We start from the raw sequence: 12,277 nt of genomic DNA, 5'->3' as shown, positions 1-12,277 counted from the left end.
GCCGGTCGAGGGCGGAGACCGCGCAGGCGGGCGCGGGCTCCGCGAGCCGCTCCGCCAGCTCGGGCCCGGTCAGCCGGCGAGCCTGCTCCAGGGCCCGGTCGGCCGCGTCCAGGGCCCGCGCGAAGGTGGGCTCCTCGCCGAGGTCGAGCCGCAGGGTCACCAGCCCGGTCCGCTCGTTCGAGACGAAGGGAACCGCGACGCGGATCCGGTGGAGGTCGTTGTGCCGGCTCAGCACGGCCGCCAACGCGGCCAGCAGAACCGGGAGTTCGGGGCCGCCGACGGCCTCGCCCGAGGCGCGCCGGAACGACCGGGCGGCCGTGCGGGCGGGGAGCAGCGGAAAGGAGTCGGCCTCGCCCCCGTGGTCCGGGGGCGCGCTGGCAGCAGGTTCGACGGAGGTCATGGTTCCCCGGGTGGTTGCGGGCCCGTGCCGCGGTGCGGCGGGGCTACAGGGCGGCGTGCGGGCGGGGTGGCTCAGTTCGGCGCGGACTGCTCGGCGGTGGCCCGGGTGATGATCAGGCGGCCGAGGACGAGGGCGTCCAGGCCGGCGTCCAGGAAGGTGCGGACGGCCTCGTCGGGAGTCCGCACGATGGGCTGGCCCGCGACGTTGAAGGAGGTGTTCAACACCGCCGGCACGCCGGTGAGGGCTCCGAACTCGCTGATGAGCGACCAGAACAGGGGTGAACTGCGGCGGGACACGCTCTGCACCCGGGCCGAGCCGTCCACATGGGTGACGGCGGGCAGCCGCCGCACGTACTCCTCGCGGACGTACGCCACGAAGAGCATCTCGGCGAACCGGTGGATGTCCTCCGGTTCGATCTCGAACAGCGTGCCGGCGGCCTCCTCCGTCACGGCGGGGGCGAAGGGGCGGAACGACTCCCGTTTCTTGACCAGGGCGTTGATGCGCCGGCGCATGTCGGCGGCGCGCGGGTCGGCGAGGATGCTGCGGTTGCCGAGCGCCCGGGGGCCGAACTCCATCGGGCCCTGGAACCAGCCGATGACCTTTCCTTCGGCGATCAATCCGGCGGTGGCACTGATCAGTTCGGCCTCGTCCGCGGTGCGGCGGACCGTGACGCCGGGGACGGATCCGGCCGCTCTGTCGTAGTCCCGGGGGCCGTAGGCGGGGCCGAGCAGGGTGCCCGAGCCGGGCCCGGGACGGTCTCCCAACTCGGCGGCGCCCACGAGGGCCGCGCCCAACGCGGCGCCGTCGTCACCGGACGCGGGCTGGACGTAGACGTCCTCGAAGAGCCCGCTGCGCAGGAGGGTCCCGTTGGCGACGCAGTTCAGCGCGACGCCGCCGGCCAGGCAGAGCCGGGTGAGGCCGGTCTGCCGCCGGTAGTGCGCCAACTGGTGGAGCTGGGCGCGTTGCAGCACGGCCTGGAGCGCCGCCGCGACGTCCATGTGCCGCTGCTCCAGCGGCTCCCCGGGCCGCCTGCGCGGCCCGAGCTCCCGCTCGACGGCGGCCAGGGACGCCCGGTAGGTCTCCTTGTCGAGGTCGTCGGCGTTCTCCAGCAGCAGCGGCACGAAGTAGCGGCCCTCGGAGTCGAGGTGCACCCACTCCCGGAGGATCGTCTCGGTGTAGCGGTTCGGGTCGCCGTGCGGGGCGAGGCCCATCACCTTGTATTCGCCGTCCCCGAAGGCGAACCCCAGGTAGAGCGTGAACAGCCCGTACAGCAGCCCGAGCGAGCTGTGCGCGGGCACCTCGGCCAGGGTCTCGAACCCCCGCCCGGCGGCGTACACGGTGGCGGAGTTCCGCTCGCCGAGGCCGTCGGACACCACCACGAGGGCGTCCCCGAAGCCGCTGGGATAGTAGGCGCTGGCGGCGTGGGCCAGGTGGTGCGGGACGGGGAGGAACCGCCCGTCCAGGTCCACCCCGAGGTGCCGCTCCGCGACGGTCCGGTTGGCCTCCGGGGCGAGGGCGGTCTCGTAGAGCCCCCGGTAGTAGTCGCCCTGCCCGAGGTAGAAATCGCGCTCGGGGCCGAACGAGAAGCTGTGGGCGACCAGATCGATGTCCGAGGCCTTCATCTCCGCGAGCCCCAGGGCGAATTGCGCCGCGCCGGCGGGAAAGGCCGACGAGTGCTTCACACCGTCGAACCGCTCCTCCGCCGCGGCCGCGACGACCCGGCCGTCGACGACCAGTGCTGCCGCGGAATCAGCGCCCTGGGAGATGGCGTATTCACGGTCGTCGAGGCCGGGCCACCTCTGCGCCTTGAAGTCTCTGGCCGATGAAATTCCACTGAACCCCAATACCGCTTTGCGACGCATCGGATGCGGTACCCCATTCCCGTGGCGACAGGCCGCCGGAGCGGCACGCGAGTTGGAACCCCTGCCATAGTCGGTCGTGTGGCAACACTAGATTCGCAGCATTGCAGGAACATTGCGGCGATATGAAGATCCAACAGGTGGAAATCGCCCAATACGCCTCGGCTGTACCGTTTTTGACGCAACGTCACCATGGATGGCGATAGCATCCGTCGGAGCGGGGACGGTTCCTGTGTAGGCTCTGTCCGCTGTTCCGATGTGTACCGACCCCACCCAGAGGGAGCACTGCGTGCAGACCCAACCAGTCGGCGGCTGGCTCGACGACCTGGCATCCGGCTCCTCCACGCCGGGCGGCGGCGCGGCGGCGGCCATGAACGCCGCGGTAGGCGCCGCCCTGATCTCCATGGTGTGCAACCTGACGATCGGCCGCCCCAAGTACGCCGCCTACGAGGCCGAGCTGACCGCCGCGCTCAAGAACGCGGAGGAACTCCGGGGCAAGGCCCTCGAACTGGCCGCCGACGACGCGGTGGCCTTCGCCGCCGTCATCGCGGCGTACCAGCTCCCCAAGGGCACCGACGCCGACAAGCGGGCCCGGACCGCCGCGATCCAGACCGCCCTGGTGGGCGCGGCCGAGGTGCCGCTGCGCACCGCGGAACTCGCGGCCGAGGTGGTCCGGCTCAGCCGCGCCGTGCTGCCCGGCGCCAACGTGAACGTCGTCTCGGACGTCGCGGTGGCCGCCTCCTCCGCCCGAGCCGCGCTGGACGCGGCCGTCGTCAACGTGGAGGTCAACCTGGCCGCCCTCACCGACGAGGAGCAGCGGGCAGCCCTCCGGGGCCGGCTCGCGGCCCCCCTCGCAGCAGCAGCCGAGGCCGACGCCGTCGTGGCCGAGGTCCGCGAAAGGATCGCCAAGTGAAGCCCATCGACGGCCGCGGCGTCGCCGCCGGCATCATGGCCGAGGTCTCCGCCACCGCCGCCGAACTGCGTGCCGCCGGCACGGACCCGACCCTCGCGATCGTGGTGCCCACCCGGGACGAGGCCACCGCCTGGTACGTGCGCTCGATCGAGCGGGCGGCGGCCAAGGCGGGGGTGACCAGCCGCATCGAGCAGCTGACCGACCCCAGCGGCGACGATGTCGCCGACCTCCTGGGCAAGCTGTCCGCCGACCCGTCCGTGCACGGCATCATCTGCCAGACCCCGCTGCCCGAGGGGGTGCGCCTCGACGAGGTCGCGGCGCACATCGCCCCCCGCAAGGACGTGGACGGCGCCAACCCGACCAGTCTCGGCCGGCTCGCCGCCGGACTGCCGACCTTCGCGCCCGCCACCGCCGCCGCCGTCCTGGAGCTGCTCCACCACGAGGTCGGCGACCTCGCGGGCGCCCGGACCGTGGTGGTCGGCCGCTCCACGGTGGTCGGCAAGCCGGCTGCCCTGCTGCTGCTCAACGAGCATGCCACGGTGACGGTCTGCCACTCCCGGACGGCCGAACTCGCCGAGGTGTGCGCCCAGGCGGACGTCCTGGTGGTCGCCGTGGGCCGGGCGCACTTCATCGGCGCCGAGCACATCAAGCCGGGTGCGGTCGTCATCGACGTCGGCACCAACCCCACCGCCGACGGAGGCCTGGCCGGTGACGTCGACCCGGCCGCCGCCGAGAGCCGTGCCGGATCCTGCACCCCCGTCCCCGGCGGCGTGGGCCCGGTCACCACGGCGCTCCTGCTGCGCCACACGGTGGCAGCCGCCCGCGGCTGACCGCCGGTCATCGAGGACGACGAGGAGGAGCCGTGCGGCGACTGCTGGTGCTCGGCGGCTCGGCCTTCGTCGGCCGCGCCGTGGTGGAGTCCGCCCGGTCCAGGGGCTGGGCGGTCACCACCTTCAACTGGGACCGTACCGGCCCCCTCGACCCGGCCGACGCCGACGGCGGTCCCACGGTGGAGCGCCTGACCGGTGATCGCACCCGGGCAGAGGACCTCCAGGTCCTGCGCGGACGCGAGTGGGACCAGGTGGTCGACACCTGGCAGGGCCCGGCGGCGGCGGTCCGGGCGACCGCCGGCCTCCTCGCCGACGCGGTGGGCGGCTACGGCTACGTCTCCAGCCTGACGGTCTACCGACACCCGTCGCCGCCCCCGCTCACCGAGTCCCGCCCGCTGCTGGCTCCCGGGCCCGAGGAGGGCGCGGACTACCCCGCGCGGAAGGCCTCGGCCGAGCGCGCGGTGCTGGAGGCCTTCGGCGAGAGGGCCCTGCTCGTCAGGGCCGGGCTCGTCGTCGGTCCGTGGGAGTACGTCGGCCGGTTGCCGTGGTGGCTGCTGCGGATGCGCGACCCGGGGCCGGTGCTCGCCCCGGGGCCGTCCGGCCGCCAGGTGCAGTACGTCGATGCCCGGGACCTCGCGGAGTGGGTGCTGGACGCCGGCCGCGACCGGCGCGGGGGCGCCTACAACCTGGTCTGCCCGCCCGGACACGCCACGATGGGACGCCTGTTGGAGGCCTGCAGGGAGGCGGCCGGCGGTGGCGCCGACCTGCGCTGGACGGACGAGGGCCATCTGCTGAACAGCGGCGTCCGGCCGTGGAGCGAACTGCCGTTGTGGATCCCGCCGCGGGCCGGCGAGGCGGACGTCTACGGCGTCGACGTGTCCCGCGCGGTGGCCGCCGGCGCCCGGTTCCGTCCGGTCGAGGAGACCGTGGCGGACACCTGGGCCTGGCTGAACGGCCCCCCGGAGCACCGGGCGCTGCTGCAGCAGCGCCCTTGGCTGACCCGGGAGCGCGAGGCCCTGTTGCTCGCCACCGCCCCGGGCCCGGCCTGAGCCGTACCGACCGGCGCCCCCGTACCGGCCCCGGCGCCCCGCACCGCCCGGAGCCGACGGGGGATCAGGTCGGTACGGGGGACGCGGGCCGCGTCTCCGGCGCCCGCCACCACAGCGGCAGGCTCAACAGGGCCCAGGCGCCGGTGACGGCGAACGCGACCGCGAACGAGCACGCACCGGCCAGCGCGCCCGCGATCAGCGGTCCGACGACACTACCCAGGTCGGATGCCATCTGGAAGCCGGCCAGGACCGGTCCGCCCCGGTTCCGTGACCCCAGTACGTCGGCGACCGCCGCGTTGAGCGGCGGGGTGAGCAGGCCACTGCCGAGCCCGGCCGCCAGGGACGCCGCGACGAACAGCGCGAAGCTCCCGGTGAGCCCCATCACGACGGTGCCGGCCCCGGACAGGAACAGGCCGAGCATCACGGGTGGCCGGCGGCCGCTGCGGTCGGACCACACGCCCGCGCCCAGCAGGACCACCGCGTTGCCGACCGCGAAGGCGGCCAGCGACGTGCTCGCCCAGGCGCCGCCCTGACCGAGCCCCTCCGCCACGAACAGCGGAACGAGCGTGATCCGGACGCCGGAGACCATCCACCCGTTGGCGAAGTTGGAGACCAGTGCCGCCCGGTAGGCGGGGTGGCGCAGGGCGTCCGCGAACCGGGCGGTGTCCGCCGGGACCCCGCGCGTCACGGTTCCGGCCCCTCGGCCGCCCTGGACCGCGACCCGCATCACCACCGCCGCGAGCAACAGGGCCGCCGCGTACACCAGGAACGGCGTCCGCAGGTCGACGGCGAGGAGGCCCGCGCCGAGCAGCGGTCCGCCGATGCCCCCCAGCACGAAGAAGGTGCTGTACACGCCGGAGGCCCGGCCGCGCAGGTCGGGCGGTGCGGTTCGGGCGAGCAGCGTCCCGCCCGCGACCGTGAAGAGCGCCGAGCCGATCCCCGATACGCCGCGGCACAGGAGGAGTTGCCAGTACTCGGTGGTGAAGGCGCAGGCGCCGGTGGAGACCGTGATGACCAGCAGCCCGAGCACGTAGCTGTCCCGCTCGCCCATCCGGGTCACCACCTGCGCGGCGGGAGCGGAGCTCGCGATCCTCAGCACGGCGAAGACGCTGACCACGGCGGACGCCGCGAAATAGGATATTCCGAATCCCCTGGCATACAGCGGAATTGCGGGGGCAACAAAGCCATAACCTATCGACACCATAAAGCCCGCGGCCACCAGGGCGCGCACTTCCCGAGGCAGCTTCCCCGCCATGATCCCTCTCGGTCTTTTCGCGAAGTCGAGTGCGGACAGGAGGAATTGGGTGCTGCTACGGTCGCGATCGACCCGAAAATCCGTCCTCCGAAAGCCCACGGAGAGCGAGCTGCGTCAGCAGGTCAACAGGGAAGGGAACTCAACCGCGCGAAGCCGGGATACTTCCGCGGGAGCGGCCGAGGGTTCCTGATCACAACAGCAGGCTATGTCGGCTCCTGAAGCCCCGTCAAGGCGTGCATTTCCCGTGCGGTTGAGAAGAGTTGAATCCCGAGGCCGCCTTCCCCCCACCATGCGCTGCGCCCGGGCGGTGCGACGCGGCAGCGGAGCCGGCTCCCGCGGCAGCCCCTCGCCCGTCCATCCAACGAACGGAGACCCCTGCCCACTGGACGTGCCGTTCGAGCCCCGCCGGATCGAGCTGAAGCGAGTACAGGTCAGCTTCCACCACCCGCTGACCCTGCACGGCAGCGGCGCCAACCTGGGCGACGTGCCCCGGAGCGCGATCAGTGTCCACTTCCAGGACGGCGCCAACCGCTACCGGGCCGCCACCGACGCGGCCGGGGCGCCGGTGGCCTATGTGCACGACGAGTTCGTCCGGCGAGCTGGTCGCACGCGACATGGCAAGGGCTCCCGACGGATTCCGGTCACATTTCCGGTGCGCGCCGCCGAGACGTCCCTTGGCCTGCGTCGATGCGTGCGGCGGCGGCGAAGCCGGTACGGGGCTCCCCGGCCCCCGGCTCGGCGACCAGCGAAGATCGGTTGGCCGCGGTCGTGTTCGACGGCGCCTTCGACGACGTCTGCGGCGACCTGCTCGACGGCAGGTCGCCACCGTGCCCCCGCGTCGGATCGAGCCACTCGGACGGGCCCCGACGGGCGAGCCGGGATCGCGCCCACGCTGCTGGTTCGACACGTTTCGACAGGCTCGTTCCGGACGCATTCTGTTAGCGCTCACACATAGACTCAAATGCTTGTCCGGCTCACTCGCCCCGCTCGAATCCCCTTGCTCACAGGTGACAGCGCTGAGAGCGTTAACAAGCCCGATCCGAGGGCCCGTGAGAAGCCCGACGTCTTCGACCACTCACCGCTACGACGCACACCAACTCCCCCTAAGGAGTGCCGTGTTACCGAAACGCCGTGTCTTCGCCACCCGGCGACCGCTGCTCAGCGTCGTCGTCCCCTGCTACAACGAAACCGACGTGCTGGCGCACACCCACGAGCGCCTGAGCCGTGTCCTGGACGCCCTGCCCGAGTTCGACACCGAACAGATCTACGTGGACGACGGCAGCGCCGACGGCACCTGGGATCTGATCAACTCCCTCGTCCGCCGGTCCGGTTCCACCCGGGCGATCCGGTTGAGCCGGAACTTCGGCCACCAGGGCGCCTGCCTGGCCGGACTGCGCGAGTCCCGGGGCGACGCCGTCGTCGTCATCGACGCGGACCTGCAGGACCCCCCGGAAGTGATCACCGAGATGGCCGCCCGGTGGCTGGAGGGCTGGTCGGTGGTCTCCGCCCGGCGGCGCAGCCGGGCCGGCGAGACCGTGTTCAAGCGGGCCACCGCCGCCGCGTTCTACCGCGTGCTCAGCGCCGTGTCGGACCGGCCGCCCGAGCTCGACACCGGCGACTTCCGGCTGATGGACCGGGAGTTGGTGGACCTGCTGTCCGCCTCGCCCGAGCAGGACCTCTACCTCCGCGGTGCCGTCAGCTGGTTCGGACTGCCGGAGACCAGCGTGACCTTCGACCGCGCGGCGCGGTTCGCGGGCACGACGAAGTACACCCTGCGCAAGATGCTCGCCCTGTCCCGCAACGGTCTGCTCGCCAACTCCTCCCTCCCGCTGCGCCTGCCCGCCTACCTGGGCGCGCTCACCCTGATCGGCGGGGCGACCGCCGCCACGCTGCGCCGTGACGTCCGGCTGCTGGCGTCCTCCGGCGCCTTCGGTGTCCAGGCGCTGGCCCTGGGCGTGGTGGGGGAGTACCTGGGCGCGGTGCTGCGCCAGGTCAGGGGCCGGCCCCACTACGTGGTCGGCGAGCGACTCGAAGCGATCGGCGCATCCGTACCCGAGCCCGTACACCTTGAGGAGCGTGTCGCCCTGTGAGCACGACAGCGGAGCAGAACACAGCGCCGGCCACGCCGGTGGACGTCGTGATCGTCGGGGCCGGTTTCACCGGTCTGTCGGCCGCGCTCGAACTCGCCTCCCAGGGCCGGAGCGTGCGCGTCATCGAGCGCGAGGAGGTGGTCGGCGGGCTCGCCGCCAGCTTCGACGTGGGGGAGGGGCGGCGGCTGGAGCGGTTCTACCACCACTGGTTCGACTCCGACCAGGAGATGGTCCGGCTCTGCGCGGGGCTGGGCCTGTCCCACCTGCTGGAGGCCCACGAGACCCGGACCGGCGTGTACTACGCCAACTCGGTGTACCGGCTGTCGGCCCCCCTGGACCTGCTGCGGTTCAGCCCCTTGCCGCTGGTGGACCGGCTGCGGCTCGGCGTGCTGGCGCTGAAGGCCCGGCGGGTGAAGCACTGGCGGGACCTCGAATCGCGCACGGCGGAGGAGTGGCTGGTGTCGCTGGGCGGCCGCCGCGTCTACGAGACCGTCTGGCGCCCCCTGCTGGAGGGCAAGTTCGGCGACTACGCCTCCCAGGTGGGGGCCACCTGGATGTGGACCAAGCTGCACCTGCGCGGCGGCAGCCGCTCGCGCTCCGGCAAGGAGACGCTGTACTACCTCAAGGGCGGCTGCGAGGTCCTGCTGGACGCGCTCCGGCGCCGGCTGGAGTCGCTGGGCGCGGAGTTCCTCACCGGCACCGAGGTCGAGGCCGTCCACGTTGGTGCGTCCGGGGTCAGCGGGGTGACCGCGGGCGGCGTCTTCCACCCCGCCGGCCAGGTCCTCGTCACCGTGGCCCCGCCGCTGGCCGCCGGACTGCTCGACCACGCGGACGACGACCACCCGGGCGTCGCGCAGGTGCGGCGGCGCTGGTCCGCGGTCGACTACCTGGGCAACGTCTGCCTGGTGCTGGAGAACAACCGCCGCCTGTCGGACACCTACTGGCTCAACGTCAACGACCCCGGCTTCCCCTATGTCGGCGTCATCGAGCACACCAACCTGGACAGCCCCGACCGGTACGACGGCCGGCACGTCGTCTACCTGTCGAAGTACCTTCCGACGGACGCCGAGCTGTACCGGATGTCCGACGAGGAGGTCTTCCGCTACAGCCTGCCGTACATCCAGCGGATGTTCCCCGATTTCCGGGAGAGCTGGGTGGAGCGCTTCCACGTCTGGCGCGCCGCCTACGCCCAGCCGGTGATCACCCCGGGCTACACCCGCACCATGCCCCCGGTGGAGTCCGGGATCCGCGGACTGTACCTGGCGGGAATGGCCCAGGTCTTCCCCGAGGACCGCGGCACCAACTACGCCGTGCGCGACGGCCGCCGCGCCGGGCTGCTCGTCCTCGACCGCCTCGCCGCCGAGCGCACCCCCGAAACCGTCTCCGGGAGCCACCGTGCCTGAACTGCTGACCGTCGACCAGGCCGAGGCCATGACCGCCGAGCAGGTCCACGACCTGTACCGGAAGTACGTCAGCCGCAGCCAGGTCTCCCTGATCGGGTCCTTCGGTTTCGGCCGGGACGTCGCCGACCACGCCGAGGGCGCCTGGATCCACCTGCGGGACGGCCGGCGCATCCTGGACTTCACCGGCGGGGTCGGCGTCCTCAACCACGGGCACAACCACCCGCGGATCCTCGCCGCCCGCAAGCGCTTCCTCGAGGCGCAGCGGATGGAGGTCCACAAGAACTACCTCTCCCCGTACGTCGCCGCGCTCGGCCACAACCTCGCGCAGCTGCTGCCGGAGGACCTCAACGTCAGCTACTTCCCCAACTCCGGGGCGGAGGCGGTGGAGGGCGCGGTCAAGCTCGCCTACAAGTACCACCGCGGCCGCCGGGGCACCGTGCTCCACACCGACATCGCCTTCCACGGGAAGCTGCTCGGCGCCGGGAGCCTGACGGCCTCGCCCGAGGTCCACTTCTCGTACCCGCGGATCCCGGGCACGGACAGGTTCGGCTACGACGACCTGGACTCGTTCCTGCTGGCGCTGGAGCGGCACACCTCGTCGGCCGGCGAGTGCGACGTGTACGCCGTCGTGCTGGAGCCGTTCAGCGCCTCCAGCCTGCGCGAGTGCTCGCCCGGATTCCTGCGCGCGGTGCGGCGGCTGTGCACCGAGCGCGACATCGTGCTGATCTTCGACGAGGTGTACACCGGCTGGGGCAAGACCGGTGAGCTCTTCCACTTCCTGCACCACCCGGGGCTCGTCCCCGACATCGTCACCACGTCCAAGTCCTTCGGCGGCGGCAAGGCGTCGATCTCCGGGTACATCGCCCGCGAGCCGATCTTCCGCAGCGCCTACGACAACCTGGCCGACGCCACCCTGCACAGCACGACGTACTACGGGTTCGGCGAGGAGACGGCGACCGCGCTGGAGGCCGTCGCCGTGGCCGTGGACGAGGACTTCCCCGGCCGCGCGCGGAAGCTGGGCGAGTGCCTGGGCGACGGACTGGCCGGGATCGCCGCCCGTCACCCGCGCCTGGTGCGGGAGGTGCGGGGCCGCGGCGCGCTGCACGGGCTGTTCCTGACGCCCGGTCCGCAGCTGCCCGAGAGCGTGCGCAGCAAGCTGCCGACCGCCGCCGCGAAGGACCCGCAGGCCATGTCGAAGGTGCTGACCGCCGCAGTGATCGCGGCGCTCTACCGCGACCACGGCATCCTGACCTTCTTCGGCTCCAACCGCTCGATCGCGCTCATCGCCTCCCCGCCGCTGGTCGCCGAGCCGGACGAGGTGGACCTGTTCGTCACCGCCCTGGACGAGGTGCTCTCCCGGGGCGCCACCCGGCTGCTCGCCGGGCTGGTCAAGGAGAAGGTGTCGGCATGAGCGAGCGGTGGGGGCACCCCCGGCGCGTGACCGGCACCGCGTCCGCCCTGCGGGCCTCCGGCCTGCCCCGCTGCTGGGCCGCCGAGTTCGCGCCGCTGCGCTCCCGGCCCGCGCTGCGCGAGGCGGTCCGGCACACGGCGGAGAGCCTGGACCGGGCCCCGGCCGTCCAGCGCTGGGGCGTGTCGGCGGCCCTGCGGCTGTTCCCCGTGGCCTTCCTCGCCGTCGCCGGCCGCTTCCCCGGGAACGCCTCGCCCAGCCGGCTGCGCGCGGGGCTGGCGCGGCTGCGGGGCGTCCCCGGCTACGCCGACGTCCTGCGCGCCACCACGGCGCTGGCCCTGTACGGTGCCCTGGACGGACCGGCCGCCCGGGAGGCACTGCGGTGAGCGCCGCGACCGACATCGACTGCGACGCACTGGTCGTCGGCTCCGGCGCGGGCGGCAGCGTCGCCGCGCGCGAACTGGCGGCCGCCGGCCGCGCGGTGACCGTCCTCGAGGAAGGCCCCAGGGTCAGCACCGAGGACCTCGCGGCCGCCACACCCGCCGAGTCCATGCGCCGCCTCTACCGCAACGGCGGAGCGACGGCGATCCTCGGCACGCCGCCGATCGCCTACGGCGAGGCCTGCGTGGTCGGCGGCACCACGGTGGTCAACGGCGGCCTGCTCTGGCAGCCCTCGGCGGCCCTCCTCGACCGCTGGGCGGCCGGGACCGGGTACGGCGGCTACCGGGCCGACGTCATGGGCGCGCACTTCGCGCGGGTGCAGCAGCGGCTCGGCATGATCGTGCAGGAGCACGGCGACGGCAACGCGGATTCCCGGCTGCTCGCCCAGGCCGCCTCGTCGCTCGGCTGGCGCTGGCAGCACCCCCAGCGGGTCGTGCGGGGCTGCCGCCACCGCAACCAGTGCGCCACCGGCTGCCCGAGCGGCGCCAAACAGAGCATGGCCCTCAGCTACCTGCCCGAAGCGGAGGCCATGGGCGCCGTCATCCACCCCGGGGTCCGGGTGGAGCGGATCCTCCACGACGGCGGTGCCACCGCCCTCGGCGTCGCGGCCACCGGCCCCGACGGCCGGG

The 12,277-nt window shown here is 73.0% G+C and carries 11 protein-coding genes; 8 read left to right on the top strand and 3 right to left on the bottom strand.

Features of this window, described 5'->3' with window-relative positions:
• Positions 1-400: hypothetical protein (locus ABZW03_RS27070; RefSeq protein ID WP_355263432.1), on the bottom strand; the 400-nt coding region annotated here is incomplete at its 3' end.
• 71 nt (positions 401-471) lie between these two features.
• Positions 472-2,082 (bottom strand): carbamoyltransferase C-terminal domain-containing protein, encoded by a 1,611-nt coding sequence (locus tag ABZW03_RS27065; RefSeq protein ID WP_355263429.1) that lies wholly within the window; start codon positions 2,080-2,082, stop codon positions 472-474.
• A 466-nt stretch (positions 2,083-2,548) separates the two neighbouring features.
• Between ABZW03_RS27065 and ABZW03_RS27060 the strand changes: the two genes are divergently transcribed.
• The 3 genes from ABZW03_RS27060 to ABZW03_RS27050 are packed head-to-tail and all read left to right on the top strand — an operon-like array spanning position 2,549 to position 5,051.
• Positions 2,549-3,172 carry a cyclodeaminase/cyclohydrolase family protein gene (locus ABZW03_RS27060; RefSeq protein ID WP_355263426.1) on the top strand — a complete coding sequence of 208 codons (624 nt, stop codon included), beginning with the start codon at positions 2,549-2,551 and terminating at the stop codon, positions 3,170-3,172.
• Complete coding sequence (locus tag ABZW03_RS27055; protein ID WP_355263423.1) at positions 3,169-4,002, top strand: bifunctional 5,10-methylenetetrahydrofolate dehydrogenase/5,10-methenyltetrahydrofolate cyclohydrolase; 834 nt, start codon at positions 3,169-3,171, stop codon at positions 4,000-4,002. Before ABZW03_RS27060 ends, ABZW03_RS27055 begins: the two co-directional genes overlap by 4 nt.
• A gap of 32 nt (positions 4,003-4,034) precedes the next feature.
• Positions 4,035-5,051: an NAD-dependent epimerase/dehydratase family protein gene (locus tag ABZW03_RS27050; protein ID WP_355263420.1), complete on the top strand. Its 1,017-nt coding sequence runs from the start codon at positions 4,035-4,037 to the stop codon at positions 5,049-5,051.
• Between the two features lie 64 nt (positions 5,052-5,115).
• Here ABZW03_RS27050 and ABZW03_RS27045 read toward each other — a convergent pair whose 3' ends face one another.
• Positions 5,116-6,306, bottom strand: a complete 1,191-nt coding sequence (locus ABZW03_RS27045) for an MFS transporter (RefSeq protein ID WP_355263417.1) — start codon at positions 6,304-6,306, stop codon at positions 5,116-5,118.
• 1,115 nt (positions 6,307-7,421) lie between these two features.
• On the opposite strand from ABZW03_RS27045, the gene ABZW03_RS27040 reads away from it, so the two are divergent.
• The 5 genes from ABZW03_RS27040 to ABZW03_RS27020 all read left to right on the top strand — a co-directional run.
• A complete protein-coding gene (locus ABZW03_RS27040; protein WP_355263414.1) occupies positions 7,422-8,396 on the top strand; it encodes a glycosyltransferase family 2 protein in 975 nt (324 codons plus the stop codon).
• A complete protein-coding gene (locus tag ABZW03_RS27035; protein WP_355263411.1) occupies positions 8,393-9,799 on the top strand; it encodes an NAD(P)/FAD-dependent oxidoreductase in 1,407 nt (468 codons plus the stop codon). Before ABZW03_RS27040 ends, ABZW03_RS27035 begins: the two co-directional genes overlap by 4 nt.
• Before the next feature lie 28 nt (positions 9,800-9,827).
• The gene (locus ABZW03_RS27030) at positions 9,828-11,210 is read left to right on the top strand and encodes an aspartate aminotransferase family protein (protein WP_355263435.1); all 1,383 of its coding nucleotides are present in this window, start codon (positions 9,828-9,830) and stop codon (positions 11,208-11,210) included.
• Positions 11,207-11,593, top strand: coding sequence for a hypothetical protein (locus ABZW03_RS27025; protein WP_355263408.1), 387 nt, complete (start codon positions 11,207-11,209; stop codon positions 11,591-11,593). The genes ABZW03_RS27030 and ABZW03_RS27025 overlap by 4 nt, the downstream gene beginning before the upstream one ends.
• A partial coding sequence (locus ABZW03_RS27020; protein WP_355263405.1) for an NAD(P)-dependent oxidoreductase occupies positions 11,590-12,277 on the top strand: 688 nt, incomplete at its 3' end. The genes ABZW03_RS27025 and ABZW03_RS27020, both read left to right, overlap by 4 nt.

It is taken from the genome of Kitasatospora sp. NPDC004799 (genome assembly GCF_040609095.1).
Taxonomy (GTDB): Bacteria; Actinomycetota; Actinomycetes; order Streptomycetales; family Streptomycetaceae; genus Kitasatospora.
The sequence above is the reverse complement of the archived record's forward strand: the minus strand, read 5'-3'. Positions and strand labels throughout refer to the sequence as shown.

Bases quoted from the DNA above. Each gene is read 5' to 3' on its own strand.
- ABZW03_RS27045 (WP_355263417.1), bottom strand. From the start codon at position 6,306: ATGGCGGGGAAGCTGCCTCGGGAAGTGCGCGCCCTGGTGGCCGCGGGC.
- ABZW03_RS27030 (WP_355263435.1), top strand. From the start codon at position 9,828: ATGACCGCCGAGCAGGTCCACGACCTGTACCGGAAGTACGTCAGCCGC.
- ABZW03_RS27025 (WP_355263408.1), top strand. From the start codon at position 11,207: ATGAGCGAGCGGTGGGGGCACCCCCGGCGCGTGACCGGCACCGCGTCC.